At 62.6% G+C, this 24725-nt stretch carries 27 protein-coding genes; 16 read left to right on the forward strand and 11 right to left on the reverse strand.

Going from position 1 to position 24725, the window contains the following annotated elements; genetic code table 11:
• From N5A92_RS00005 to N5A92_RS00025, 5 genes are all read right to left on the reverse strand, one after another.
• Positions 1-525: hypothetical protein (locus N5A92_RS00005; protein WP_260899752.1), on the reverse strand; the 525-nt coding region annotated here is incomplete at its 3' end.
• A 181-nt stretch (positions 526-706) separates the two neighbouring features.
• A complete protein-coding gene (locus N5A92_RS00010; RefSeq protein WP_260899754.1) occupies positions 707-2353 on the reverse strand; it encodes a hypothetical protein in 1647 nt (548 codons plus the stop codon).
• A 76-nt stretch (positions 2354-2429) separates the two neighbouring features.
• Positions 2430-3749 carry a DNA-packaging protein gene (locus N5A92_RS00015; protein ID WP_482155896.1) on the reverse strand — a complete coding sequence of 440 codons (1320 nt, stop codon included), beginning with the start codon at positions 3747-3749 and terminating at the stop codon, positions 2430-2432.
• Entirely contained in the window at positions 3658-4194 is a 537-nt protein-coding gene (locus N5A92_RS00020) for a hypothetical protein (protein WP_260899756.1), read from the reverse strand. Before N5A92_RS00020 ends, N5A92_RS00015 begins: the two co-directional genes overlap by 92 nt.
• A 378-nt stretch (positions 4195-4572) precedes the next feature.
• Positions 4573-5172, reverse strand: coding sequence for a hypothetical protein (locus N5A92_RS00025; RefSeq protein ID WP_260899757.1), 600 nt, complete (start codon positions 5170-5172; stop codon positions 4573-4575).
• Between N5A92_RS00025 and N5A92_RS00030 the strand changes: the two genes are divergently transcribed.
• On the forward strand, positions 5166-5336 hold the full coding sequence (locus N5A92_RS00030; protein WP_260899758.1) for a hypothetical protein: 171 nt from the start codon (positions 5166-5168) through the stop codon (positions 5334-5336). The two genes, N5A92_RS00025 and N5A92_RS00030, sit on opposite strands and share 7 nt — an antisense overlap.
• Before the next feature lie 396 nt (positions 5337-5732).
• Here the strand turns inward: N5A92_RS00030 and N5A92_RS00035 are convergent, their stop codons facing one another.
• Positions 5733-6716 (reverse strand): IS1595 family transposase, encoded by a 984-nt coding sequence (locus N5A92_RS00035; protein ID WP_260899759.1) that lies wholly within the window; start codon positions 6714-6716, stop codon positions 5733-5735.
• A gap of 552 nt (positions 6717-7268) precedes the next feature.
• On the opposite strand from N5A92_RS00035, the gene N5A92_RS00040 reads away from it, so the two are divergent.
• The 5 genes from N5A92_RS00040 to N5A92_RS00060 all read left to right on the forward strand — a co-directional run bounded on the left by N5A92_RS00040 (position 7269) and on the right by N5A92_RS00060 (position 12312).
• Complete coding sequence (locus tag N5A92_RS00040; RefSeq protein ID WP_260899760.1) at positions 7269-8177, forward strand: hypothetical protein; 909 nt, start codon at positions 7269-7271, stop codon at positions 8175-8177.
• Positions 8178-8179: 2 nt separating this feature from the next.
• On the forward strand, positions 8180-8719 hold the full coding sequence (locus N5A92_RS00045; protein ID WP_260899761.1) for a hypothetical protein: 540 nt from the start codon (positions 8180-8182) through the stop codon (positions 8717-8719).
• A gap of 211 nt (positions 8720-8930) precedes the next feature.
• The gene (locus tag N5A92_RS00050) at positions 8931-11075 is read left to right on the forward strand and encodes a transglycosylase domain-containing protein (protein WP_260899762.1); all 2145 of its coding nucleotides are present in this window, start codon (positions 8931-8933) and stop codon (positions 11073-11075) included.
• A 108-nt stretch (positions 11076-11183) separates the two neighbouring features.
• Positions 11184-11768 (forward strand): DUF1214 domain-containing protein, encoded by a 585-nt coding sequence (locus tag N5A92_RS00055; protein ID WP_260899763.1) that lies wholly within the window; start codon positions 11184-11186, stop codon positions 11766-11768.
• Positions 11761-12312: a DUF1254 domain-containing protein gene (locus N5A92_RS00060; protein ID WP_260899764.1), complete on the forward strand. Its 552-nt coding sequence runs from the start codon at positions 11761-11763 to the stop codon at positions 12310-12312. The genes N5A92_RS00055 and N5A92_RS00060 overlap by 8 nt, the downstream gene beginning before the upstream one ends.
• 2 nt (positions 12313-12314) lie before the next feature.
• Here the strand turns inward: N5A92_RS00060 and N5A92_RS00065 are convergent, their stop codons facing one another.
• Positions 12315-12491, reverse strand: a complete 177-nt coding sequence (locus N5A92_RS00065) for a hypothetical protein (protein WP_260899765.1) — start codon at positions 12489-12491, stop codon at positions 12315-12317.
• A gap of 235 nt (positions 12492-12726) precedes the next feature.
• Here N5A92_RS00065 and N5A92_RS00070 point away from each other — a divergent pair, with 235 nt between their 5' ends.
• Complete coding sequence (locus tag N5A92_RS00070; protein WP_260899766.1) at positions 12727-13653, forward strand: hypothetical protein; 927 nt, start codon at positions 12727-12729, stop codon at positions 13651-13653.
• Here the strand turns inward: N5A92_RS00070 and N5A92_RS00075 are convergent.
• The 3 genes from N5A92_RS00075 to N5A92_RS00085 all read right to left on the reverse strand — a co-directional run bounded on the left by N5A92_RS00075 (position 13629) and on the right by N5A92_RS00085 (position 16810).
• A complete protein-coding gene (locus tag N5A92_RS00075; RefSeq protein WP_260899767.1) occupies positions 13629-13973 on the reverse strand; it encodes a DUF1491 family protein in 345 nt (114 codons plus the stop codon). The two genes, N5A92_RS00070 and N5A92_RS00075, sit on opposite strands and share 25 nt — an antisense overlap.
• A 199-nt stretch (positions 13974-14172) precedes the next feature.
• Positions 14173-15060 carry a peptidoglycan-binding domain-containing protein gene (locus N5A92_RS00080; RefSeq protein ID WP_313958369.1) on the reverse strand — a complete coding sequence of 296 codons (888 nt, stop codon included), beginning with the start codon at positions 15058-15060 and terminating at the stop codon, positions 14173-14175.
• Positions 15032-16810 carry a sensor histidine kinase gene (locus N5A92_RS00085; protein ID WP_260899768.1) on the reverse strand — a complete coding sequence of 593 codons (1779 nt, stop codon included), beginning with the start codon at positions 16808-16810 and terminating at the stop codon, positions 15032-15034. The genes N5A92_RS00080 and N5A92_RS00085 overlap by 29 nt, the downstream gene beginning before the upstream one ends.
• Before the next feature lie 455 nt (positions 16811-17265).
• Between N5A92_RS00085 and N5A92_RS00090 the strand changes: the two genes are divergently transcribed.
• Positions 17266-17607 (forward strand): DUF5330 domain-containing protein, encoded by a 342-nt coding sequence (locus tag N5A92_RS00090; protein ID WP_260899769.1) that lies wholly within the window; start codon positions 17266-17268, stop codon positions 17605-17607.
• A 71-nt stretch (positions 17608-17678) separates the two neighbouring features.
• Complete coding sequence (locus tag N5A92_RS00095; RefSeq protein WP_260900951.1) at positions 17679-18104, forward strand: SufE family protein; 426 nt, start codon at positions 17679-17681, stop codon at positions 18102-18104.
• Between the two features lie 60 nt (positions 18105-18164).
• Here the strand turns inward: N5A92_RS00095 and msrB are convergent, their stop codons facing one another.
• The gene (gene msrB, locus N5A92_RS00100) at positions 18165-18572 is read right to left on the reverse strand and encodes a peptide-methionine (R)-S-oxide reductase MsrB (protein WP_260899770.1); all 408 of its coding nucleotides are present in this window, start codon (positions 18570-18572) and stop codon (positions 18165-18167) included.
• A gap of 221 nt (positions 18573-18793) precedes the next feature.
• Between msrB and N5A92_RS00105 the strand changes: the two genes are divergently transcribed.
• From N5A92_RS00105 to mnhG, 7 genes are read left to right on the forward strand one after another with little or no spacing between them, the layout of a single operon-like run.
• Positions 18794-21166: a putative monovalent cation/H+ antiporter subunit A gene (locus tag N5A92_RS00105; protein ID WP_260899771.1), complete on the forward strand. Its 2373-nt coding sequence runs from the start codon at positions 18794-18796 to the stop codon at positions 21164-21166.
• Position 21167: 1 nt separating this feature from the next.
• On the forward strand, positions 21168-21587 hold the full coding sequence (locus tag N5A92_RS00110) for a Na+/H+ antiporter subunit B (protein WP_260899772.1): 420 nt from the start codon (positions 21168-21170) through the stop codon (positions 21585-21587).
• A complete protein-coding gene (locus N5A92_RS00115) occupies positions 21587-21964 on the forward strand; it encodes a Na+/H+ antiporter subunit C (RefSeq protein WP_260899773.1) in 378 nt (125 codons plus the stop codon). The genes N5A92_RS00110 and N5A92_RS00115 overlap by 1 nt, the downstream gene beginning before the upstream one ends.
• 7 nt (positions 21965-21971) lie before the next feature.
• Positions 21972-23531 (forward strand): Na+/H+ antiporter subunit D, encoded by a 1560-nt coding sequence (locus tag N5A92_RS00120; RefSeq protein WP_260899774.1) that lies wholly within the window; start codon positions 21972-21974, stop codon positions 23529-23531.
• Entirely contained in the window at positions 23528-24001 is a 474-nt protein-coding gene (locus N5A92_RS00125; RefSeq protein WP_260899776.1) for a Na+/H+ antiporter subunit E, read from the forward strand. Before N5A92_RS00120 ends, N5A92_RS00125 begins: the two co-directional genes overlap by 4 nt.
• Positions 23998-24336: a cation:proton antiporter gene (locus tag N5A92_RS00130; protein WP_260899777.1), complete on the forward strand. Its 339-nt coding sequence runs from the start codon at positions 23998-24000 to the stop codon at positions 24334-24336. The genes N5A92_RS00125 and N5A92_RS00130 overlap by 4 nt, the downstream gene beginning before the upstream one ends.
• On the forward strand, positions 24329-24694 hold the full coding sequence (mnhG, locus tag N5A92_RS00135) for a monovalent cation/H(+) antiporter subunit G (RefSeq protein ID WP_260899778.1): 366 nt from the start codon (positions 24329-24331) through the stop codon (positions 24692-24694). The genes N5A92_RS00130 and mnhG overlap by 8 nt, the downstream gene beginning before the upstream one ends.
• Positions 24695-24725 lie beyond the last annotated feature (31 nt).

A 24725-nucleotide genomic window follows, 5' to 3' on the forward strand; every position in this document is an offset into this window, starting at 1 on the left:
GCCGCCGGGATCGACCGTATAGTCCTGCCCGCCGAGCGTGGTGTCGTTGGTCTCGAGGACATTGCCCTCGCAGTCCACCACCATGTGCCGCAGGAACGGTTCAACCGTGCCGTCGGCCCGGATGTCGTAGAGAAGCTGCGTCGTCGGCGTCGGCGCGCATTCCGGATCCTGCGGGCATGGGCCGACGCTCACCCCCGCGGGGTCCGCAGTGTAGGCCACGCCGTTGAGGTCGGTGTCGAAGGGCTGGCCCGTCAGCTGCCCGTCCCTGGTGACGTACCAGCGCAGGAAGCTGGTCGTCCCGCCGTCGCACATGACCTTCATCTCGAGGTCCGTGCCGTTCTGGCAGGTTCCCACATCACCCCGCACCGGGTAGGCGGCGCCGTTCAGATCGGTGTCCTCGGGCGGCTGGGTGTTGCCGTCGGCATCCTTGCAGATCCTGCGGATGAACAGGGTCGTCGCCGTCCCCACCTTGTCGCACAAAAGGAAGACCTCGCATTCGGTGTATACGCATGTGGTCCTAGCCATTTCGGGCCGCTCCAGTAAATTGGGGGAGAAATTGGAAAGGGCGGCACTCGGGCCGCCCAACTCGGATTGCATTCGATTGGAAAGTCACGATGCCGGCGCGGGCTATCGGGCAGCCGACGCGCGGTGTCGTCGATGTTCAACCGTCACCAGTGCCGTTGTCGCAGGGATTTCCCTTGCGCGCCTAGCCGCAAAGCTGAACCTGCCCCTGTACCTTGTACTCCGTGCCGTCCAGATTCACGTTCACGACAGAAAGAACCTCTCCACCGCTGTCGAACGTGATGTGCCGCAGGAATTGTACTGAATCAGAGCCGCTGCTCCGTGGCGTAACGGTCAGTCTGAACAATCCCCAAGAAGCCAATGCATTGGGGGCGCTGAGAGCAAGACTGCTGACATTCGTCAGCCGGAAACGATTGGGGGATGCGGTATCCGTGAATACGAGGTCGCGGCGCAGTCGTTTTGTGTCGTCTTCCCAGGTAACATTGGGTTGCGTCCGCTCCAGCATCTCCGTGTCCCCTGGGAATTGCAGATATTTGGAAAGCAACGGCGGGATAAATTGCGTGTCGCGGATATCGAATTCCAGATCTACGGCCCCGTTGTGGAAAGTCCACTGGTGCGTATCGGTGTTGTTGCCAAGGGACAAATAGCCCGGATTACCGCCGTTGGGCGGCGACCAGGAGCCTTGGTTGACGGAATATACGACCCCGTTGGGGGCGGTGGCCTCGCTCACCGGCGTGGATGTTATCCCCCCGTTGTTCGCGGTGAAATCAAATGTATGCGGGGTAGCAGGGGGCGCGGGCAGCACATCGCACATCAATTGCGTCGTCGACGTCACACCGCCGGAATCGCTGGAACCGGAGCACTCGCCGACGCTCACCTCCCCTTGCGGAGCATAGTCACCACCGTCAATCGTGGTGTCGGTGAAATCGAGGACGTTGCCCTCGCAATCGAGGCAGACATGCCTCAGAAATTGGAAAGGCCCGGACGCTACGGGCGCCACGGTCAGATTACGCAGCCCCCACGAGAACGCACCCAGATCAAGCGCATTGAGAGGAAGGCTGGCAGCGTTTTTAACTCGGAAGCGATTCACTACTCTAAGTGATGTGTTGGCAGTGCTGCACGCCCGCCTGGTGTCCGGGTCCCATGTCATGCCCCCTGGATTCAACTCTACAGCCTCGGTCCCCTGCGGCAACTCAACGCAGCCAACAGCGCCGTTTGTAGAGGGGCGCAGGTCAAACACCAGATCGACCGGGGGGTCGAAATTCCACGTCTGCAATGGACCGTCGCCTGCCTCTCCGAAACGCAGTAGATCCGTCGGGGGCGAGCCGACCGGCTCGTTGGCGCACTGGTCAACCTGCCAATCGACGCCGTTGGACGACGTTCCGGATGCCGGGCAGGACAGGCCAGCGAAACTGATGTCAGCCGGGTCCCCCGCGGGTGTCCCTGCATCGCACATCGGTTGCGTCGTTGAAGTTGCACAAGCGCAGCAATCGCCCACTTTTACAGGATCGGCGGGCGCGAAGTCCGTGCCGGCAAGATCGGTATCGAAGGATTGGCCGGTCGCCTGCCCGTCACGGGTGACGTACCACCGGAGGAAGGTCATCCCCGCGTTGTCGCACATGACCTGCTTTTCAAGATCATGCCTATCTCCGCAAGTGCCCACGACGCCCTGAATAGCGTAGATATTTCCCTCTAGATCGAGGTTTTCCGACCGAACGCTCCCATCAGCCTCCTCGCAGAGCCTACGGATGAAGGGGGTCGTCGCCGAGTCTGTTTTGTCGCAGAGAAGAATGCTTTCGCACTCCTCATGCGTACAGATGACCTCTGCCATTTCAGATCGCTCCTTTGGGCAAGTGATGTACGGTGTTCCAAGCCCGTACAAATCGGACTTGGCCTTCACCTCTGTTTCAAAGAAAATCCCGTATGCGCGGCTCGCCTGTGCGCCCGAGCATCAGCTCCGTGATCGCCCAGACAAGCGCATCCACCCGGTCCGGCGAGCGCCCCTGCGAGAGCCCGTCCGTGCCGAAGTCGCACATCTCGTCCTCAAGCTCGGGAAATCGCCGCGCATGCCGCACCCGCCCCTGTGCGTAGAGTGCCGCCACCGGCTCGGCCCTCAGCCACTTCCCCCGGTTCGCCCGCACCGCCTTCACCGGCACGGCGGCATCCACCGTGCCGATCACGCTTCTCACCATGTCGCCGCCCTGGTTCACCTCGGCGACGATCATGTCGGCCTGGAACCGGCGATAGAGCGCCACCGCCCGCGCCGCCCAGGCCTCCGGCTTGGCCGCCCCCACCGTCCCGTCCTCCAGCACCCAGCCGGTCCCGTCGGCGCCGAGGCCGGCCACCACGATCCCGCAGGCGTCCGACGTGCGCCGCCCGCTCGCCGGCGGGTCCACCGCCACGACGATGCGGCGCAAGGCACGCGCCTCGCCCCAGCGCCCGGCCGCCGCCTCCAGCCCGGCGCGCGTCCACAGCGCGTCCTCGCGGTCCTCGATCAGTTCGCCGTCCAGTTCCTGCCGCCCCAGCCGCGTGCCGGCATAATTCCGCTCCACCGCGCGCAGGAACCGCCGCGCCAGGTTCTGCGCATTCTCCTCCGTGCGCATCCGCGTCACGGTCACGTCCGGGTTTGCCATCAGCCGCCGGATGAGCGGCATCGGCTTCGGCGTCGTCGTCAGCATCTGCACGGGCCGGCTCCCCAGCCGCAGCCCGAACTGCAGCATGTCGAAACACGCTTCCCCATTCTTCCACTTGGCGAGCTCGTCGCACCACGCGGCCTCGAATTGCGGCCCGCGCAGGCTGTCCGGATCCTCGGCGGAGAAGACCTGCGCTATCGCCCCGCTGTCCCAGACGAGCCGCCGCCGGCTCGGCTCGTAGCGCGGCCGGTCACCGCGCGAGATCGAAAGCAGCCCCGAAGACCCCTCGATCATCACCTCGCGTACGTCCCCCAGCGTCTCCCCCACCAGCGCGATGCGCCCGTATTGATGGCGCGAAAACGGCGGCAGCCCCCGCACCAGCCCGTTCACCCATTCCGCCCCCAGCCGCGTCTTGCCGGAGCCGCGCCCGCCCATCACCAGCCAGGTGTCGCAAAGCCGCGCCCCCACCGGATATTGCGGCAGCCGCCCGGAGCCGAACCACTCAGCCAGCGCCCTCTCCGCTATCGGTGGGCTCAACCTCTCCACCGCCCATGGTGGCAGCGAGTTCACATGCAAGCTCCACGATACGGGCATCGACAAGGGCGAGCGCGGCGGCCAATTCTTCATCGCTTTTCTTCTGCCTTTCCGCCGCGCGCTCGGGCACGCGGGTCATCTCGCCGATCTTCTCGACCATCCTCAGCATCGCCGACAGCGCATCGATCCTCCCCTTGTCGTAGGTTCCGGACGCCCGCCCTTCGCCAACCGCCGCCTCCAATTCGCTCACCAGCTCGTCCGAAAGCGCCACCAGCCGCTTCTCCAGCGCTTCCGGGTCCGTCTCGGCAGGTGACTCGGGGGCCTTCTCGTCAGGCGGCCGCTCGGCATTCGCCATGCGCCAGCCTTCGACCCTGGCGACGTCCAGCCAATGCTTTACCGACCGTCCGGTAAGGTCGGCCAGGTCATCGGGCGTTACCCGCCCACTCTCCATGACCTTCCTCGCCCTCCTGCGCACACGCATCGACGGCACATATCTCAACGGCATCCCGCCTCCCCCCGAAATCCGCGCAACAAAAAAGCGCCGGAGCCCAAGCGCCGACGCTCACGAAAACCCAGCCGAAAAGGAGGTCGAGGCCCGGCCACAGACCGAACCCTCAAAAGCGGCTCCCGCCGCCGAACCCACTTTTCCGACGATGCCTGAACCCTAACAAAGGGCCGTTACGATGTCAAGGACTAAATTCCTAATTATATACTTGACGTACCTAGATCGGAAAACCTATGATTCCCGAGCGTGACAGGCTGGCAAATGAATATCGTGGGCGTGAACTGCCGGAGGGTATGACGCCGCAGTGTTTCGATGCTTTGGAGGATCTATTCGCGGCGTATGAGCGGGGCGGTTTTGATGGCCTCGCCTCAGACGCTGCTATTCGCGCTTTTGAAGTCGCTCATAACCTTCGGGCGTGAACAGTTCCTGTGTGATGGTGCTCAGGAACTTATTTGCGGTTTGAACAGCCTCGGCAAAGTGGCGCATCTGGGCCAGCGGAACGTTTATGTGCCGGGAGTGAATGTTGCCGCCGACCATCTTCATGTGGTGCAGGACGAGCGTTTGCGTGTCGGCATCAAAAGAAGCTGGAATGGAGTGCAGGAGCACATTGCGGGACACGCCTACGGAAGTATCATCATCGGCAAGCATCTTGAGCCGAGAGGTGAGCCACCGCATATCCTCGGTGTATGAGGCTATGGGCGGGTAGCGATTGAACCACTTTTTGAGTAGTTTCACCTTGTTCCCGAACGATGCGGGGTGGTTCTTCTCGAAAAGAGATTGTGAGTGATCGGGCTTATTGATCTGGACGATCAGCGCATCGATATGGTGTTCCAGCCGCGACCACGAGGCCACCACCCTTCCTAGTGCTTCTAACGCCGGGCTCGCAAGAGCCGGGTCCGCATCGACCAGGCTGTGATAGAATGCAAATTCTAGGCTGCTTCGTTCCCAGCCATCGTTGTCGGCAGGTTCCCATGTCAAAGTCAGATACCCCCAAAGACAAGGACCATGAAAAAGGCGACGAGATATTACGCCGCCTGTTGAAGACCCCTCCCGACCCAAAAGGCGGGAAGAAAAAGGGCGACGACCGAAGCCGCCGCCCCCATTCAAAAGAAGATCGAGAGAATGGCCGCAATGCCAAATAGGCAAGGCGCGACATTCACTTTCACTTCTATTGTGACCGAGGGTTTCATGAACCGAAACTCCGGTCCGTGGCCACGGAACCAAAGGGTTTCATGAACTCGCGCCGGGTAGAACGGAACAACCCGCCGTTTCCCGGTTTATCGGTGTACTTTCCGCGTCACGTGCCGCATCCAGTACGCCCCGTGTGGCTCCGGAGGATTGTGCGGGCAGCGGCCCAATTGATAGGGCGGCTACCAGCACAGTTCCGGCACGGGCTGCGATCACTATCCTGCTTGGTGGGCCAGATTGCCAGTCCGGGTCAAGCAGACCGCCGCAGTGATTCGGATGGTACACCGAGCTATTTCTTGGAGTCGAATCGCTTGTTCTTGCGTTTGTGGAGAAGCTTTCGCGCCTTCTGCTTAGGCGTGATCGGCTTCACCAATCCGCCGATAGGTAAGGCGCTTGTCGCGGGCACCGCGCAGTAGGTCTTCGGCGCGTTCTGCATCGCTGATCTTGAGCGCGGCGCGGCGATTGTAACGGAAATCGAACTCGGCAAGGTAGCGGTGAAGGTGGGCTTCGCCGCAATGCTGATAGATACCGACCATGCCGCGCTTGAACACTGAGAAGACGCTTTCAATCGTGTTGGAGTGGATAACCGCGCCGTCTTCGTAGCGGACGTATTCCTTGGCTGAATGCTTAGTGGTGCCGTGCTTTGCGAACTCGGATCCTGTTTCCGTATAGAGGCGGCTTTCGTCCGTGTAGAGGATGGACTGGCGATCAGCGTTACGCACCAGCACGTCGCGCACCGTGGCTTTGGTGGCGTCGTTCAGATGGAACATGCGGGATTTGCCACCACGTTCTACAAGGCCAACCACAATGCGCTTCTGTGCGCCGCCTGCCTTACCTGACTTGGTGGGCTTGGCGATGCGTCCACGAGCCAGTTTGCGTGGCGTTTCGCGCTTACCGATATAGGTTTCGTCTGCTTCGACGGTCTTGCCCTCACCGCCAAGTGGGCCGGAGGACTTCACGTCTTCCTTCATGGCCTCACGAATGCGATGCGCCATGAACCAAGCAGTTTTGTAGGTAACACCAAGCATACGGTGAAGCTGGTGAGTGCTCATGCCCTTCTTGGAAGCGGCCATGAGATGCGAGGCCAGCACCCACTTGTTGAGCGGGATATGCGAGCGCTCAAAGACAGTGCCGACCGTGACGGAGAACGGCTTACGGCATTCATTGCACTTGTAGACGCCGGGGCGCGTGGACTTGCCCTGCATCTTCGTGATGCGGGCTGGATCGACGTTACCGCAATGCGGGCAGATAGGACCGTTCGGCCAATGGATGGCCTCCAGATGCTCGCGGGCCTTGTCGGCGTCGGTGTATATCTCGTTCGTCAGGTCAAACATGGCCGTAACTCCTTGACCTGATAATCGCAAATCCGGCCTAGTACGTCAAGTATATAATTAGGACTAAATTCCTATTATATAGGCGAGAAGTACGGGAAATATGTCCTATGATCCAGCTGACGGGGCCGGCACTGAAAAGACAGAGGAAATCCTTCCCCGTCTACGCCATGCGGCGCATATGGACGGTGTGGAATTGACCGGGCCAGCCTGGGAGGTCGTTTTCCGCAGAAAAGCCCAGCCAGAATTAGCTTAAAGTCTCTTGCAGTGGTCGCACTTCGGAAGACCACCTGTGCCGCTTACGCGATTTTTCTTTTCAATGTTGTTGCCTTCGGTGCACTTGTCATTGTCGTGATAGACTTTTGTACCCAAAAGCTTTGAGCGGAAGGGTGATACTTTAGCCATTGTCTGTCTCCTCCTATTTTCTAACGCAAAACGCATATCACGAAATTTAACAACTTGTAACTAATGAACCGTGCGCTGAGCGCACTTGGCTCGCCCAATTGCAAGAATCATGCTTCTATGCGCAACGGGCGCATGGAGGGGTACTGACGCATGCCATTTGCAATTGGGCTTCGTTTCTATCGTATTGGAATTCGCAGAAAAGCTGACAAGACGCCGATGAACATTGGTCCCGGCGCAGAACCTTGCGATCTGATCGACTTTGCCAATGACTTCGTTGCTCGAAAGAGCGAGCCGACCGTTGAAACGACTGAGCAGCGGACTTGGTTTTTTGAGCCTCGAGCCACGAACTCAATCCGCACGGTCCATGGACACATCAACTATGGCACCCACGGGTTCGAGAGCAAGTTTAAGGACGTTAAGACTCGAAAGGAAAAGTATCAGAGAAAGGCGACTGATCTGGAAGAAATACCACTCTACTTCCAGATATGGGTGCCGAGTGATTCAGATTTTGCCCTCATGGCATTCCAATCGTTCCAGGGGCGCTCATGCGTCTCGTTTGTACGGTCGTCCATGATTAAGGATTTCGAAGACCGTTTTCCTGGATACGCAATGACATTCAGGGTTGTTGCGTCGACAGCATCGTTTCTCGATGCCGCTCCCGTCAAGACTGTGACGTTCCTCAAGCCTAAGTCCATGAAGGATAAGGCCGATCGCTATCTGCTGGGTAGGCGAGTTGATGAGGTCGATTATGAGGTCACTGTGCGAGCTCGCAAACGAGGGTCGGCTTTATCAACCTACAAGGAGTTGCGTGAAAGATTTACGTCGAGCGGTGACGGTTTTGTTGAATTCGATGGACACGAGTTCGAGAGGGTAAAGGCCGACGTGACGGTGGGAAAAAAGCGCCGTACCGTCGGCGTATTTGGGTCAGGGTACGACGCTGGACTGATCGACGTTTCTGAAGATGTTAAGCGATATCCCAGCGGCCATCCGGTATTCGAGAGTATAGAGGACGAGGTTGATGGTCTTATGGAAGATTTCTACGACGGCATGAAGACATAGAAATGCAGAAGATCAATGTTTTTGGCATTGTTTCGTGGCATCTGAACACGCTCAGAAATGAGAAGGGTAGGCTTCTGTGGTCGGACATCGGAACATTCTACGGGGTGCCAATTGCAATGGGCTTGGTATTTTTCCTCTTAAACTGGAGGATTCCGAAGGATGCCTTCGGCCTGTCGATCACCGTTTTCTCTATCTTTGCCGCGCTGCTCCTGAGCGTTCAGGTTGCGCTGTATAGCGTGTCTCTTCGCCCGTTGTTGCCGCCCAACGATCCCAAGAAAATCAAGAACTTTGAAGACTTGAAGCGGTCTAGAGACAGTCTCATCAGGGAATTGAACGACAACATTTCGTACCTCATATTGCTGTCGGTTCTTTTCATTACGATGCTGCTGGCCGCCTACGTGATGCGATGCCAAGGTCCGCTGGTATCGGGTCTCGTCTTCGCGCTGTACGTCCACTTTTTTCTGACGCTTCTCATGATTGTGAAGCGCGCAAGCATTGTCTTTTCAAGAGAATATGAATCACGCAGCCACGACATTTCCTGAATCGAGCGATCTACCCTGCTCGAAGGTTCCGTTCGCCTCTGAGCTGGCGATATTTACCTTGTCGTACACAGTTCATCTCCCCAACAATTTCCCCCACACCCCATTCCCCAAAATATGCTAAACCTCCCTCAGGGGGACGACTTTGCGCACTTGCCGCGGCTTTTTCCGCGGCAGGTCGCCAAGCAAGGGGAAGAGACTGGGCGGTCCAGGGATGGAAGAGAAGCGCACCAGAAAGGGGCGGGCGCCGAGGGCAACGAAGCTCCTCGAGGTCGATGCGTGGATCGATTCCACGCTCTATGAGGCCCGCTTCAAGCTTTCCGAAGCCTGGGAAAACATCACCATCTTCTTCCGCCGCTTTCGCGTCTACGGGGCAAAGCGCGCCGCGGTAGAGCTCCTCAGCGAAAGCCTCACCCTCGCCACCGTCGGTGCCGTCGTCATGCTGGCGCTCGCCATCCCCGCCTTCGAGGAGACCTCCGCCAACTGGCGCGCCCAGGACGACTACGCCGTCACCTTCCTCGACCGCTACGGCAACGAGATCGGCCAGCGCGGCGTCATCCAGCGCGATTCCGTCCCCGTCGACGAGATGCCCGATCATGTGGTCAAGGCGGTCCTGGCAACGGAGGACCGCCGCTTCTTCGAGCATTTCGGCATAGACTATCTCGGCCTCGTGCGCGCCATGACGGAGAACGTGCGCGCCAACACCATCGTCCAGGGCGGCTCCACCGTCACCCAGCAGCTGGCCAAGAACCTGTTCCTCACCAGCGAACGCACGGTCGAGCGCAAGGTCAACGAGGCTTTCCTGGCGCTGTGGCTTGAGGCGAACCTTTCCAAGAAGGAGATCCTGCAGCTCTATCTCGACCGCGTCTATCTCGGCGGCGGCACCTTCGGCATCTCGGCCGCGGCCGATTTCTATTTCGACAAGCACGTCCAGGATCTGACCTTGGCCGAGGCGGCGATGATCGCCGGCCTGTTCAAGGCGCCGGCGCGCTACGCCCCGCATATCAACCTGCCCGCCGCCCGCGCGCGAGCCAACGAGGTGCTCACCAACCTCGTCCAGTCCGGCCTCATGACCGAGGGCCAGGTGCTGCCGGCCCGTCTCAATCCGGCAAGCGCCGTCGACCGGGGCGAGCGCGACAGCCCGGACTATTTCCTCGACTGGGCGTTCGAGGAGGTCAAGGAGATTGTCCCCGACGGCGCAACCCATTCGCTGGTGGCGCGCACCACCCTCGACCCCGACCTGCAGCAGGCGGTTGCGGAATCATTGGAGTACCACCTGCGCCAGCACGGCAAGGACTACGACGTCACCGAAGGTGCGGCCGTGGTCATGGAGACCGACGGCGCCGTGCGCGCTATCGTCGGCGGGCGAGATTACGGCCAGAGCCAGTTCAACCGCGCCACCCAGGCGCTGCGCCAGTCCGGCTCCTCCTTCAAGCCCTATGTCTATGCCGCCGCCATGGAAGCGGGTTTCGAGCCCGGCTCGGTCATCTCCGACGCGCCGATCTCGTGGGGCGGTTGGGCGCCGCAGAACTATACGCGCCGCTATGCCGGCCGCGTCGACCTCGCCACCGCGCTCATCCATTCCTACAACACCGTGCCCGTCCGGCTTGCCCACTCCCATCTCGGCCTTGAGCCGATCGAAAAACTTGTGGCGGCCATGGGCGTGGAGTCGGAACTGAACGGCCACAAGACGATGGTGCTCGGCACCTCCGGCATGACGGTCATGGACCAGGCCACCGGCTACGGCGTCTTCGCCAATGGCGGCTATGCCGGCACCCGCCACGGCATCCTGCAGCTCACCACCCATTCGGGCAAGGTCGTCTACGATTTCGCCCGTGACGCTCCGGCGCCGCGCCGCGTCCTTTCCGAAAAAGCCGTCTCCGCCATGAACAGCATCCTCGTCCAGGTTCCCGAGCGCGGCACCGGCCGGCGCGCCGCGCTTGCGGGCGTGCGCTCGGCCGGCAAGACCGGCACAACCCAGTCCTACCGCGACGCCTGGTATGTCGGCTATACGGGCAACTACGTCGCCGCCGTCTGGCTCGGCAACGACGACTATCGCCCCTCGCGCCGCATGACCGGCGGCTCGCTGCCGGCGATGGTCTGGCAGCGCTTCATGACCTATGCGCATCAGAACACGGAACTTCGGCCCATACCCGGCATCGAAAACCCGCTACCGGCGCCCGACGCCACCACGGTTGCCACGGCCAGCGAGGCGGAAGGCCAGATAAACGGCCTCGCCCGGCCGCCCCGCTCAATGCCGACAGCCACCAGCAACGTCTTGAAGGGCATGGCGAAACATTTCCGCCGCGCCCCGCCTTTGAAACCCACCGCCGGGCCGGAGACGCTGTCGGCCCTTTGAGAACATTGCACCACAGGCGCCCGCCGGGCAGGATGAAGTTTCGGTTGAATCGGAAAGGTGCATGAAAGTATCACGCGCGTCCCCCACCACCGGGAACACCGGCCTGCCATGCTGAAGACGCTTTTCCTGACCCTCCTCGTGCTCACGATCGCGGTCGGCGGGGGTGCCGCCAGCGTGTGGGTGATGCTGGAGGAAGCAGGCCCCGTAGGCGCCGTCAGCGCCGGCCCGTGGACGGCATTCCCGAGTGCCGGAACGCGCGAGGCCGACCCCTATTCACGCGCCCGCTTCGCCCGCCGGGGTGGCGTTCCCCTTGGCCCCTCGGAGGGCATCACGTTCACAGCTGGGCGGGATTCGAACGGCCGCGGCCTGAGGCGCGAGTGCGCCTACAGGATCGCAGGGGCGATGCCCGCGTCTCGTTTCTGGACCTTTTATGCGGCCGGCCCGGAAGGCGCGTTGCTGCCGCCCTTCAAGCGCCGCCGTGCCGCCCTTCATTCGCAGATGGTGCTGCGCCAATCCGACAATAGCTTTTCCATCGCCGTCTCCCGCCATCCCATGCCCTCCAACTGGCTGGCCGTCACTGGCGAAGGGCCGATGCAGCTTGTGCTGACTCTGTTTGACACGCCTGTCGCTTCCGGCGCTCGGGTCGATGAACTCTCCCTCCCGAGGATCACCAGGACGGCCTGCGATGGCTAGACTTTCCTACGCCCTCCTCCTCGGCCTCGTCGGCGCCGGCATCGTTCACCTTGCTATCCTCTTCCTGCTGCCGAGTTATTCCGTGCGCGATGCGTGGACGCGGCTTTCTGCCGTCGCCGCGCCCTACGACACAGTGCGGTTCGACCGCGAAAAGCTCGCCGGAAAGGTGCCCATCCCCGCTGATCCCTTCATCGAGGCCGCCGCCTGCCGCTTCGACCTTTCGCGCGGCTCGCTCCACGTTCACGGCGAAGGCTCGGTCCCCTTCTGGTCCATGTCCCTCTATGACCACCAGGGCCTCAACGTCTTCTCCATCAGCGACCGGGCAACTCCCGACGGGACGCTCGATTTCATTGTTCTCACACCGGCGCAGATGCAGCATGTGCGCAGCCGCTTTGCCCCCGACCTCGGCCAGTCCGTCTTCATCGAGACCGATGTTGAGGAGGGCATCGTGCTGTTGCGCGTCTTCGTGCCCGATGAAACCTGGGAAGGTGCCGCCACCGTCTTCCTCGACGGCATAAGCTGCGAACCGCGGCCGCTGGATTGAATTCAGCTTTTGGTACGGCGCTCGCGCTCCCGGTGCGGGTGGAGGGGTGCACCCTTGCCGCCGTCCCTGCGCTCGTAGCGTACACCGGGAAAAATGACGATCGCCGCCCCGCCTTTCGGGACCGGCAGGCGCCGGGTCATCCGCGGCGCCGCGCGCTTGAAGTTCAGGATAGTTGCCATGCTCACGTTCCCCGCTTCGGGCCGGAATGGTACGCAACGCCTCCACCCGCCATGAAACGCCTCTCATGGTTAATGGCTCCTTAACGCTCTCCCGGATGGTGAACGCAACCCTTAATTACGCGGTTAATGGGTCGCTAACGCATTGCCGATAATTTGAACGACGAGCCGGGAGGCCGCCTGCTTTGCGGGCCGCATCCCACCGACACAAGTGTTCTTGAGTATCAGGCGTTAAGGCGTGTCCACTGCGGACTTCAGGCATATCGCGTTCGGAGGGGGCCCGCGCAACTGCGAGCGGCTGTTCCGTGCCGCCATCTCCGCCTTCTGCACGCTCTCCCACCCCACGAAGCGCGAACTCGCCCAACTCGACGATCTGGCGCTCGGCCTGTTCGATGCCGTGCCTGCCGAGGCGCGCCGTTTCGCCGCCGCAGCGCTTTCCGAGTGCGACCCCGCTCCCAGGGATCTTGTTCGGCGGCTCGCCGAGGAGCCGGTGGAAACCTCCGCTCCACTCCTCGTGCGCTCTAACGCGCTTTCCGACGTCGACCTCATCGCCTTGATCGGCCGCCACGGCCTGCCGCATGCAAAGGCCATCGCCCGCCGCAACGGCCTTAACCCCGTCATCGCCGCCCTCATCCGGGCGCTCGTCGCGCGCGCGGAAAGCGAAGCCGAAATTGCCGAGAGGGCTGAGCCGGAGGTCGATGCGCTGGAGACGATTCGCTGCCAGCTTCGCGACCTGATGCAGGAGATACCGCCAGAAGACGACGAAGCAGGCGACGGACGGCCAGCCGCCGACCCTGACCAGGCCTACACCTCCCTGCGCGAGGCAGCACTTTCCGACGACAGGCAGGTCTTCGCCACCACCCTCGCCCGCTCCCTCGATGTTTCCATAGAGCGGACCCGCCGGCTTACCTCCGGCATCGGCTACGCCGACCTTTTCACGGGCCTCCGCGCCTTGGAGTTGACCGTGGAGCAGGCTTTCCTCGTCACCGCCGCCATCTTCCCGGCCCAGGTCGCCCACGCGGCCGCCATCCGCCTCTTCATCGAGCGCTACACCACCACGAGCACGGAGGCGGCCCGGAAAAAGGTTGAGGGCTGGCGGTGCAAGGACCGGCTGGAAGACCGGCAGCCGGCGGTTCAGGCTCACTCGGTGGCAACCGCCAGATAGCCGTCGATCTCGGCCGCCGTCTCCACCTCAACAACCCAGACGTCCGGATCGAAGCGCATCTCGCGCTCCAACCGCTTCTCCACCGCATCCTCCTCGGTGGTCGCCGTCACGCGAACGAACTGGCGTTCGGTAGGCCGCGCCTCGTCGTAACTCGTCTGTGGCGCGGGAGCATAAAACTCCAGTTCACCCAGCCGCGTACGCCGGATGATGAAGATCGCCCCCGCCTCCCGCGCTCCCTTGCGCCTCACCGCCGCAAAGCCGCCATCGGCGAAGACGCGCCTCACCAGCGCTGAAACCCACAACTCGCTGGTCACACGCATGCCGGCTCGGCCTTCTCGTTTGTACTCGCTCATTCAAGCACGTGATCAACGATACCCGATGCACTTGCAAGGTAATACCGGCAGGCGAACGGAGGCCTGGATTGTTCTGACGGCAGAATCCGTTATCCGTTGATCTTCAACTAAAATCTTAGATTGAAGGCCAGCAATCATACAACCGAACCTGCACGGCTCCCCCCCGTCAATTCGTCAGCCCGATCTCCCGCATCTTGGCCAGGAACGCTTGATCGGGCTCGCCCGTCACCGGCAGGCCGAACAGCGACTGGAACTCGCGGATCGCCGAGCGGGTATTCTCACCCATCACACCGTCCACTTCGATGCCGTCGTTGCCGAAAGCTTTCAGCCCGGCCTGGACGCGCTTGATCACTGGGTCGCTGCTGGCTGCCGCGGCAGCCCCGCTGTCGAGCGAAGCCGTCTGTACCGGATCGCTCTGCTCCTGCGCAGGCCGTGGCGCCGGTTTCGGTGCAGGCACTGCCAGTTCCGTCGCCGCGGGAGCCGATTCCGCTGCGCCCTCAAGCCCCAGTTGGCTCAGCAGCGGCGAATCGATCTCGGTGCCGGCCTCCAGCCCGACAATGCGGCGGTAGTTCTCCACCGCCCCACGCGTCTGTGGCCCAGTCAGCCCATCCACGGGACCGCGATAGAGCCCCAGGTCGCTCAGAACCTTCTGCACAGCGCGCACGGTGTCATCACCGCTGTCTTCTGCCACGGAGCCCGTCGATTCCGGTGCCGGCTCAGCCTCTACCTTCGGCGCCTCCACGCCATCCGTCACCGCACGCACCTCCTCGCGAGGGGCGGTGGCAGGACGGGGCGTCTCCTCCGGCGCAATCTCCATTTCAGGAGCCGCAATGAAAGCCGGCACCCGCGTCGACACAAAAGCGCTGGGGTGCACCTGCGGCTGATACCAAAGCGCGTTTGCCGAAACGAAGGCCAGCGACACGAAAAAGGCCGTCGTCCCGCCGACCGCGGCCGGATTGCGCGCGATCACCGCCCCCAATCCGGACAGCCCGGCGCGCAGCCATCCCCCCTCCTCTACGCCGTATTCAGGCCGTCTTGCGTAACGCGTCATCATTCCACTCACTGTTCAAGTTCGCCCCGCTCATCGCGGTACATTCTTCCTTCCCGCCCTCATCTTCCACGCCGCCCGCCGGCAGCGAGACGTGCACCCGCGTTCCCGTGCCCGGCGCGCTTTCGATGCTCATGGCACCGCCGGACAGCTTCACCAGCCCCTTAACCAGCGCCAGGCCCAGGCCGGTGCCCTGGCGCGTATAGCTGTTCTGCACCTGGATGAAGGGCGTGCCGACGCGCTCCAGGTCCTCCGCAGACATGCCGATGCCGGTATCGCTCACGTCGAGCTCCAACCGGCCGCCGCTGCGCCGCGCCGTCACCTTCACCTCGCCCGCCGGCGTGAACTTCACCGCGTTGGACAACAGGTTGATGAGCACTTGTTGGAGGGCGCGGCGGTCGCAGTTCACCACACCGATGTCTTCGGCGACATCGGCCTTCAGCGCCACCGACTTCCCCTCGGCCTCACGCGCCGACATGGCAAGGCAGAACTGCAACGCCTCCTCGAAGCGAAACGGATGCGCCTCCAGAGCATAGGAACCGGACTGCAGCTTTGAGACATCCAGGATAGCATTGACCACCGACAGGAGATGCCCGCTCGCCTCGCGGATGAGGTCGACATATTCGCGCTGCTTATCATTGGCGAAAGGGCCGAACATCTCGTTCGCAAGCACATCGGAGAAGCCGAGAATGGCATTGAGCGGCGAACGCAGCTCATGGCTGACGGAGGCGAGATACCGATCCTTCGCCAACGTAGCGCTATCGGCGGCATCCTTGGCACTCGCAAGCGCGGCTTCCAATTCGGCCGTCGCGGCATCGTCACGCACGACGGCGACAAGCCCCCTCCCGTCCGGCTCGGCGGCGATATCGGCGATCAGTGCACGATAGCACGCACCCGCCGGCACACCGGCCTGTGCCGGCGTGCGCATGCGCATACGCACAACGCGCCGGTCTGCGCCCTCGCGCAGGTCGGCCAGCGCCTGCAGATAGGCGATGCGATCGGCCACGTGGATACGGTCGAAGAATCCAGTCCCCAAAAGCATCTCCGGCGCCACCGCGAACAACTTCTCCGCCTGCGGCGAAGCCTCAACCACATCGCCGCCCTGCTGCATGCGAAGGACCGTTGCGCCGATAATCTCCTCGATCGGCTGTCCCTTCGTTCCGGCAACCGCCTCGCGCTCGCCGGTTAGCGGCATCCGAGAGAGGAGCGTCGCCATGTAGAGAAGCGGCACCGCCCACTGCCAGGCTGCGGCGGGCACCGCGCCGGCAAAGACAGTTGCGCTCAACGCCGCGCCGAGCCCAATGGCCGAGCAGGTCGCAGCCAGTCCAAATCCGAGCGCTCTCTTGGTCCGTCCGATCCAGCCTGCTTCCACGGCGAGTGCAGCCGCCATCGCCGTCAGCGGCGAGGAAAGCCCGCCGCCGGCGGCAGTCAAGACGCCGACCGCCACAGCCGCGAGCACGAGCGAGACAGGCTCGACAAGCCGCCGCCGGCCGGTGGCGATCAGCGCGAAGGCCGCCAGAAGACCGGTGCCAAATACCATGAAGACGGAGGCAAACGCGCCCGCCGCACCTCCATGCAGCGGCATCGCCTGCGCGGTGGCCATCGCTGCGAGCACAGGCCCCGCGAAAAGCGCCGCCAAAAGCCGCCGCTGCCGCGCGCGCTCATCCGCCTCCATGACGGAGGGATGCAGCAGGCGCTCGCAGGCCGCTTGCAGGCTCTCGGGCCAGTTCGTTGAAAGGGACGCTCGTGTACTCAACTCGACGCGCTCGCTCGTGTCCGCTTGACGGGCTCTTGTTCTGATCCGGACCCTCGCATCCAGCCTTTAAGGAAAGGATAAACGGGCGCCCGGGAAAGGCGCCGCAAGGGCTGAAACCTGCCTTATCTGGGGAAATGCCGGCAAGGGAATGCGTACATGGTTAACAAAAGATCGCTGGATTTGAACCGTCATCCGTCCACCTTCGCCACTCACGGCGAAGCCGCCCGAGCCGATTTTCCTAATCCGTACAATTCCTTAGCTGCCTGCACGAAGGTTGCCGCAATCGAGCGCTTTTAAAAGGAATTCGTTTCGAATGCCGACATTTTCGCATTTTCCGGTCATTTGCCTCCAATTTTAGCCAATTTCTCAAGAGCTCCTTTGCGCGCCTCTGCCATTGTCACTACCGGGGAAGCTCCGGACCAAAGGTTGCGGGGCGGATATTGAGGACTGAAGCCATGGGATTTCTGATCCGTTGCGCCTTCTGGCTTTCGCTGGTGCTTCTTTTTATCCCGTTCAACACGGGACAAGGGCCGGAGGCCGAGCAGGTCGGTCCGCTGCAGGCGCTGGTGGCGGCCCGCGAAGCCGTGCGTGATGTCGCCGGCATCTGCGAACGCCAGCCCGACGTCTGCGCGACCGCCAAGACGGCCGTCCACACCATCACCGCGCGGGCCAAGGAAGGCGTGCGCATTGCTCAAGATCTGATCGACGACGAGGCCGCGCCCGGAACGGAGACGGTCGAAGAGGCGGCGGAAGAACCGCAGGTGGCCGTCACCGACAGCGTCGCGCCGGCCGAATAATCCGGCGCCATGCGCTTCAAAAACCGGACTTTCCCCGTGACGGCCGCCCGCATAATCACTATATGCGGGCTATGACGACTGGTATCGACACCATCCGCGACGACTTCGCCTTTCTCGACGATTGGCAGGAGCGCTATCGCTATATCATAGAGCTCGGCAACGACCTGCCGACATTCCCCGAAGCTTCGCGCGACGACCGCCACAAGGTGCGCGGCTGCGTCAGCCAGGTCTGGCTTCATACCGAGATCGGCGAGGGCCGCGATCCGATCATCACCTTCAAGGGTGATTCCGATGCACACATCGTGCGCGGGCTGGTGGCGATCATGATGGCGCTCTTCAGCGGCCGCCACGCCAGCGAGATACTGACCACCGATGCCGAAGATACACTGCGTACGCTGGGCCTCGACGAACACCTCACCCCGCAGCGCGCCAATGGTCTGCGCGCTATGATCCAGCGCATCCGCCAAGAGGCGGAGATGGCGATGGCGGCGGCGTAGCAACCGCAGAATCCCTCATCCTGAACTTGTCGAAGGACAAGGGCGGTACACCGCTCCTGCCTACCGCTCCTCGAAATCCAGCGCGTGCCCGTTCATGCAGTAGCGCAAGCCCGTCGGCTCCGGTCCGTCGTTGAAGACGTGGCCTAGATGGGCGTCGCAATCCGCGCAGCGCACCTCCGTGCGCGTGGAAAACCATGAGCGGTCCTCGTTGAGCGATACCGCCTCATCTTCCACCGGTGCATAGAAGCTCGGCCAGCCCGTGCCGGAATCGTATTTCGTCTCGGAATCGAAGAGCGGCCGCCCGCAATTCACGCAGCGGTAAAGGCCTGGGCGCTTGTTGTCCCAGTAAGGGCCGGTAAAGGCGCGCTCGGTGCCCTCTTCCCGCGTCACGTGATACTGCTCGGGCGTAAGCTGTTCGCGCCACTCCGCGTCCGACTTCTCGACCTTCAACCGCGTTTTGCTCGTCATGATCGAATGCTCCCGTTCGTGCCGCAGCTTATGTAGGTGCAAACACTCGCTTTTGCAGCCACCCTTCTTGCTATTCGCATCGACAATTCGTGAATAACTGCACGGATTGCCGCGCCTGCCTTGCCCCGCTTGAAACGAACGTCTATGTCACGGCGGCGATCGAAGCGTATTCATTATCTTACCCGGATCGCAGGCTGCAAAACATCTAACGAGGGGAACCCATGGCAGCGGACGGGCAGTGGTTGACATTCCTTGTGCTGATCCTGCCCTTTCTCGGTGCCGCTGCAGCCCCTTTCTTGACCCGCGCCCTCGGGCACAATGCTGCCTGGGTCCTGGCGCTCATACCTGCTTTCATCTTCTACCACTTTGCTGGCTTCCTGGGAGCGGTCGCTGAGGGAGAGACAGTCGCCGCCGGCTACGCCTGGATCGAAAGCCTCGACGTCGACTTCTCCTGGTATCTCGACGGCCTGTCGCTCACCTTCGCACTCCTGATCTCCGGCATAGGCACGTTCATCGTGCTTTATTCGGGCGGCTATCTCAAAGGCCACCAGCATCTGGGACGCTTCTTTTCCTTCATCCTCATGTTCATGGGGTCGATGCAGGGGCTGGTGGTCGCCGACTCTTTCCTGACGCTGTTCGTCTTCTGGGAACTGACATCGATCACCTCCTTCCTCCTGATCGGCTTCGACCATTCGCGCGAAGCCTCGCGCCGCGCCGCGCTCCAGGCTCTGGTGGTGACGGGGCTCGGCGGATTGTCGCTGCTGGCCGGGCTTCTGGTCATTGCCAACATCACCGGCGCCACGTCGCTCTCGGCGCTTTTGGCCGAGGGCGACGCCTTGCGAGCTGCGCCGCTCTATATGGCGGCGCTCCTCCTGGTTTTGGGCGGCGCGTTCACCAAGTCGGCGCAGTTCCCGTTCCACTTCTGGCTGCCCAATGCCATGGAAGCGCCCACCCCGGTCTCCGCCTACCTGCACTCGGCCACCATGGTGAAGGCGGGCGTCTATCTTGTCATGCGCCTCAACCCGGTTATGGGCGAGACGCTGGCTTGGGAGACGATCCTGCCCGTCTTCGGCGGCACGACGCTCATCGTCGGCACGCTTCTGGCGCTGCGCCAGACCGACCTCAAGCTGATGCTCGCCTATACGACGGTCGCCTCGCTTGGCCTGCTTATCATGCTGACCGGCTTCGGCTCCAAGGTCGCGGTCGAGGCCGCCGTGCTCTATCTGGTGGCACACTCTATGTTCAAGGGTGCACTCTTCATGGTCGCCGGCGCCATCGATCATGAGACCGGTACCCGCGACATCACTAGGCTCGGCGGCATCGGCCGCGCCATGCCGGTCACCTTTGCGGCCGCAGTACTTGCCGCCCTTTCCATGGGCGGCCTGCCGCCTTTCTTCGGCTTCCTTGCCAAGGAAGAGATCTATGCCGGGCTCGCTACCGGCGGGGGCTGGGCAGCGCTCCTCACGGCCGTCGCCATCGCCGGCAACGCGCTGATGTTTGCCATCGGCTTCGCGGTGGCGCTGAAGCCCTTCACCGGCGAAAGAGCGGACACGCCGAAGTCGCCACACGAAGGGCCTATCCTCCTGTGGCTTGGACCGCTGGTGCTCGGGACAAGCGGGCTCCTGATGGCGCTCGTTTCCGGCTTCAGCCACCACATCATCTCCAGCCCCATGGCGAGCGCTGTTGCCGGCGAACCTGTCGCCGTATCGATCTCCGTCATACCGCATGTCGGACTGCCGCTTCTTCTGTCGGTCCTCACCATCGCCCTCGGCATCGCTTTCTACTTGACGCTGGAGCGCGGGCGCGCGGCAATGGCTGCGACGCTCACCGCCATTGGCTGGGGTCCCGACCGCGGCTTCGACCAGGCCGTGCGCGGCACGGTCCGGCTCTCGGCCTCCGTCACGGGCATTGTCCATAACGGGCGCCTCGACGTCTACATGACCGTGACCTTCATCGCCCTGGCGGCCGCCCTTTTCGTGCCGATGATCGCCTTCGGCGAGTTGCCTGCCGTTCCCGGGCTGCCCTCCCTGCCTTTCTATGAGGTGACGGTGCTCGCTGTCGGTTTCATCGGCCTTGGCGCCGTCATCTATGCGCGCGACCGGCTAACGGCCATCGTCTCGCTCGGCATACAGGGTTTCGCCGTGGCGCTGATCTTCATGCTGCTCGGCGCCCCCGACCTCTCCTTCACCCAATTCATGGTGGAGACGCTGTCGGTGGTGATCCTCGCCCTCGTCATGACGCGACTGAAGCTTTCACCAGCCGATCATCGGCCGACGCGCCAAAAGGTGCTCGACATCTCGATCGCCTCCCTGTGCGGCGCCGGCCTCGGCCTCATCCTGCTGCGCGTCACGCAGGTGCCGTTCGACGGTACTCTCAGCGTCTTCTTCGCCGAAAACGCCCGCGTCATCGCCCACGGCCGCAACATCGTCAACGTCATCATCGTCGACTTCCGCGGCCTCGACACGCTGGGCGAAATCGCCGTGGTGATGATCGCCGGGCTTGCCATCCTGGCTCTCGTGCGCATCCGTCCGGGGGTTGCACCCATCAAGGCGGAAAAACAGCGGGCCAAGGCCGTTGAAAAGGTGGAGGCATGACATGGACACGCTGATTTTCCGAACCATCGCGCCCTATCTTGCCAGCCTCATGGTGCTGTTCTCCGTCTTCGTGCTTTTGCGCGGGCACAACGAACCCGGCGGCGGCTTCATCGGCGGATTGATCGCGGCTTCCGCCTTCGCCATCTACGGCATCGCCTGCGGTGTGGCGCCGGTGCGCCGCGCGCTCTACTTCCACCCGATGGCCATCTCCGGCTTCGGGCTGCTGCTCTCGGCGCTGTCGGGCGCGGTGTCGCTGTTCATGGACATGCCTTTCCTGACCGGCCAGTGGACCGAAATCAGCGTGCTGGGGCTGCCCATAGACCTCTCGACGGTGCTGTTCTTCGATATCGGCGTCTATTTCGTCGTCGTAGGCTCGATCACCTCCATCGCGCTTGCGCTCGAGGAAAGGGAGCACGCGTAATGGAAACAATCCTCGCCGCCACGGTCGCGATTTTCTTCGCCGTGTCGATCTATCTGATCCTGTCCAAGCACATCATCCGCATCCTCCTCGGCGTGGCGATCTTCAGCAATGCCGTGAACCTGACGATCTTTACGGCGGGCCGCGTGGTGCGCGAGGTACCGCCGATCATCCCCGTCGAGCTCGATACGCCCGACCGCCTTACGGCCAATCCACTCCCACAGGCGCTTATCCTGACGGCGATCGTCATCTCGTTTTCCATTTTCGCCTTCCTTCTTGTCCTCGCCTTCCGCGCCTATCAGGAGTTGGGCACCGACGACACGGACGGCATGCGGGTCGCCGAGCCCGAGGGCGAAGATCTCCCGCCGCTTGGATATTGAGGAGCCAATGGCAATCGAACCCGGTCACGCAGTCGATCTTTCGGGAGCCATGGTGCTGGCACCCACCACACCTGCCGACTGGCTGGTTGTGGGGCCGGTGGCCATCCCGATCGTCACCGGCGCCATCCTGCTAATGGCGCGCCACGAGACGCGGCTGCATGCGAGCCTTGCCGTCGTCGGCCTCCTTGCCACGCTTTTGTGCAATATCGGCCTTCTGGCGCGCGTGCTCGACCAAGGCCCGCTGGTGATGACCATGGGACGGTGGCTGCCGCCCTTCGGCATCTCGTTCGCAGCCGATGCGCTGGGCGCATCGCTGGCGCTGGTGGCCACGCTGGTGGCCGTCGTCTGCGCTTTCTTCGCCACCGCCGATATCGGCGCAGTGGGCCGGCGCTATGGCTTCTATCCATTCATGATGCTGATGATGGCCGGCGTCGGCGGCTCCTTCCTGACCGGCGACATCTTCAACCTCTATGTGTGGTTCGAGGTCTTTCTCATCTCCTCCTTCGGTCTCCTGGTGCTGGGCTCGCAGCACAGGCAGCTCGACGGAGCGACGAAATACGCCATCCTCAACCTGGTCGGCACAACGCTGTTCCTCACCGCCACCGCCCTTCTCTACGGCACCTTCGGCACACTCAACATGGCCGACATCGCCCGCAAGGCGGACGGTGTCAGAGAGAGCGCGCCGCTGACCACGCTTGCCGTGCTCTACTTGCTCGCCTTCGGCATGAAGGCGGCCGCCTTCCCGGTCAATTTCTGGCTGCCCGCCTCCTACCATACGCCGCGGATCGTCACCGCCGCGCTCTTCGGCGGGGTGCTGACCAAGGTCGGCATCTATGCGCTGTTGCGCACGCTGGTGATGCTCTTCCCGCCGGAGCTCGAGCTCCTGTCCGGCCTCATCGCCTGGATCGCGGCGGCGACGATGGTGATCGGCATTATGGGCGCGCTTGCGCAGACGGACCTGCGCCGCGTACTCGGCTTCGTCGTCATCTCCGGCGTCGGCGTGATGCTGGCGGGCCTTGCGCTCGGCACCTCCGAGGGCCTCGCCGGCACGGTCTTCTACGCCTTCCACTCGATGATCGTGATGACCGCTCTTTATCTCCTCGCCGGCGTGATGAACGGCCTCGGCGGCAGCTACTCGCTCAGCAAGCTTTCCGGCCTTTATGCCACGAATCCCCTGGTCGCCGCCTTTGCGCTGCTCCTGATACTGGCCGCCGCCGGCCTGCCGCCGGCTTCGGGGCTGTGGCCGAAGGTGATGCTGGTGCGGGCCTCGCTCGATTCCGGCCAGCCTTGGCTTGCTTTCGCCATCCTCGCCACCGGCCTTCTCACCACGCTGGCGCTCGGCCGCGTCTTTATCCTCGCCATATGGCGGCCGCGGGTGGCCGCGGGGCCCAAGGTTCCGGCCTCGCCGCTTTTGGGATACGTGGCGCTTACTGCGCTTTCGCTGCCGGTAGTGGTGATGGGCCTTTATCCTGATCCGATAATCGCGGTCGCCGAGCGGGCAGCGGATGCCATCCTCAATGCGCCGGCCTATATCGGCACGGTCTTCCCCGAGGGGGCGGCGCAATGACCCTTTATCTCATCAACATCTTGCTGGCGCTGATCTGGACAGCTATCACCGGCTCCTTCACGCTTGCCAACATCGTCTTCGGCTTCCTGCTCGGCGCGCTGGCCCTCTATCTCATCCGCGAGCAGGTCGGTTCGCTCGGCTATTTCCGGCGCGGCTTTAAGTTGATAGCACTCGCTGCCCTGTTCCTCTACGAGTTGGTGCTTTCGGCCTGGCGGGTTGCCGTTCTGGTGCTGTCGCCGCGCATGGACCTGAAGCCCGGCATCTTCGCCTTTCCGCTGAAGGCCGACCGCGATTTCGAAATCACGCTTCTCGCTAACCTCATTACGCTGACGCCGGGCACGCTGTCGGTCGATGTGTCGGAGGACCGCAAGTTCCTCTACATCCACGCCATCGACTGCTCCGATCCGGACGCGCTCAGGCGCGAGATCGCGCAGGGCTTCGAACGCAGGATCATGGAGGCATTCCGATGATTACCGGACAGGATTTCCTCGCCTTCGCCGAGCAGGCGGCGCTCGCCATACTGAGCCTTTCCTTCCTGCTCACGGTGCTACGCGTGGTCATCGGCCCCAGCCTGCCCGACCGGGTCCTGGGGCTCGACATGCTGGTTATGATCGCCATCGGCTTCATCGTCGTCATCGGCATCCGCACCGGCTACACACTCTACCTCGATATCGCCATCGCGCTCGGCCTCGTCGGCTTCCTGGCCACCGTCGCCTTCGCCCGCTTCGTGATGAGCCGAAGTTTCGAGGAAGAGTTCATCTCGGACGAGGCACGCGGGCAATTCGTGGAGAAGAGCGATGATTGAGCTTGTGCAAAACCTCCTCGTGGGCTCGCTCATGCTCGTCGGTTCCTTCTTCACCTTCGCCGCCGCCATCGGCCTTCTGCGCCTGCCGGATCTCTACTCGCGTATGCATGCCGCCTCCAAGGCCGGCATGCTGGGATCCGGTGTGCTCCTGCTGGCACTCGCGCTCTTCGCTCGCGACCATTCGACTGTGACGCGCGCGCTGGCGGCGATCACCTTCCTCCTGCTGACGACGCCCATCTCCGCCCATCTCCTGGCCAAGGCCGCCTATGCTGCCGGCTACCGTCTTTGGGAAGGTTCGGTGCATGATGACATGGCCGAAGCGCCGAAGGGAAAGAAGCAGCCCGAGCGCTCTCCTTGACAAGCGGCGACCACAGCACGGTTTTGCTATC

It is taken from the genome of Chelativorans salis, assembly GCF_025336525.1.
Lineage (GTDB): Bacteria > Pseudomonadota > Alphaproteobacteria > Rhizobiales > Rhizobiaceae > Chelativorans > Chelativorans salis.

Excerpts from the sequence above, each read along its gene's own strand:
- N5A92_RS00010 (WP_260899754.1), bottom strand. The coding sequence starts at position 2,353 with ATGGCAGAGGTCATCTGTACGCATGAGGAGTGCGAAAGCATTCTTCTC.
- N5A92_RS00015 (WP_482155896.1), bottom strand. The coding sequence starts at position 3,749 with ATGCCCGTATCGTGGAGCTTGCATGTGAACTCGCTGCCACCATGGGCG.
- N5A92_RS00020 (WP_260899756.1), bottom strand. The coding sequence starts at position 4,194 with ATGCCGTTGAGATATGTGCCGTCGATGCGTGTGCGCAGGAGGGCGAGG.
- N5A92_RS00030 (WP_260899758.1), top strand. The coding sequence starts at position 5,166 with ATGTCAAAGTCAGATACCCCCAAAGACAAGGACCATGAAAAAGGCGAC.
- N5A92_RS00035 (WP_260899759.1), bottom strand. The coding sequence starts at position 6,716 with ATGTTTGACCTGACGAACGAGATATACACCGACGCCGACAAGGCCCGC.
- N5A92_RS00040 (WP_260899760.1), top strand. The coding sequence starts at position 7,269 with ATGCCATTTGCAATTGGGCTTCGTTTCTATCGTATTGGAATTCGCAGA.
- N5A92_RS00045 (WP_260899761.1), top strand. The coding sequence starts at position 8,180 with ATGCAGAAGATCAATGTTTTTGGCATTGTTTCGTGGCATCTGAACACG.
- N5A92_RS00050 (WP_260899762.1), top strand. The coding sequence starts at position 8,931 with ATGGAAGAGAAGCGCACCAGAAAGGGGCGGGCGCCGAGGGCAACGAAG.
- N5A92_RS00055 (WP_260899763.1), top strand. The coding sequence starts at position 11,184 with ATGCTGAAGACGCTTTTCCTGACCCTCCTCGTGCTCACGATCGCGGTC.
- N5A92_RS00060 (WP_260899764.1), top strand. The coding sequence starts at position 11,761 with ATGGCTAGACTTTCCTACGCCCTCCTCCTCGGCCTCGTCGGCGCCGGC.
- N5A92_RS00065 (WP_260899765.1), bottom strand. The coding sequence starts at position 12,491 with ATGGCAACTATCCTGAACTTCAAGCGCGCGGCGCCGCGGATGACCCGG.
- N5A92_RS00075 (WP_260899767.1), bottom strand. The coding sequence starts at position 13,973 with ATGCGTGTGACCAGCGAGTTGTGGGTTTCAGCGCTGGTGAGGCGCGTC.
- N5A92_RS00080 (WP_313958369.1), bottom strand. The coding sequence starts at position 15,060 with ATGATGACGCGTTACGCAAGACGGCCTGAATACGGCGTAGAGGAGGGG.
- N5A92_RS00090 (WP_260899769.1), top strand. The coding sequence starts at position 17,266 with ATGGGATTTCTGATCCGTTGCGCCTTCTGGCTTTCGCTGGTGCTTCTT.
- N5A92_RS00095 (WP_260900951.1), top strand. The coding sequence starts at position 17,679 with ATGACGACTGGTATCGACACCATCCGCGACGACTTCGCCTTTCTCGAC.
- msrB (WP_260899770.1), bottom strand. The coding sequence starts at position 18,572 with ATGACGAGCAAAACGCGGTTGAAGGTCGAGAAGTCGGACGCGGAGTGG.
- N5A92_RS00105 (WP_260899771.1), top strand. The coding sequence starts at position 18,794 with ATGGCAGCGGACGGGCAGTGGTTGACATTCCTTGTGCTGATCCTGCCC.
- N5A92_RS00110 (WP_260899772.1), top strand. The coding sequence starts at position 21,168 with ATGGACACGCTGATTTTCCGAACCATCGCGCCCTATCTTGCCAGCCTC.
- N5A92_RS00115 (WP_260899773.1), top strand. The coding sequence starts at position 21,587 with ATGGAAACAATCCTCGCCGCCACGGTCGCGATTTTCTTCGCCGTGTCG.
- N5A92_RS00120 (WP_260899774.1), top strand. The coding sequence starts at position 21,972 with ATGGCAATCGAACCCGGTCACGCAGTCGATCTTTCGGGAGCCATGGTG.
- N5A92_RS00125 (WP_260899776.1), top strand. The coding sequence starts at position 23,528 with ATGACCCTTTATCTCATCAACATCTTGCTGGCGCTGATCTGGACAGCT.
- N5A92_RS00130 (WP_260899777.1), top strand. The coding sequence starts at position 23,998 with ATGATTACCGGACAGGATTTCCTCGCCTTCGCCGAGCAGGCGGCGCTC.
- mnhG (WP_260899778.1), top strand. The coding sequence starts at position 24,329 with ATGATTGAGCTTGTGCAAAACCTCCTCGTGGGCTCGCTCATGCTCGTC.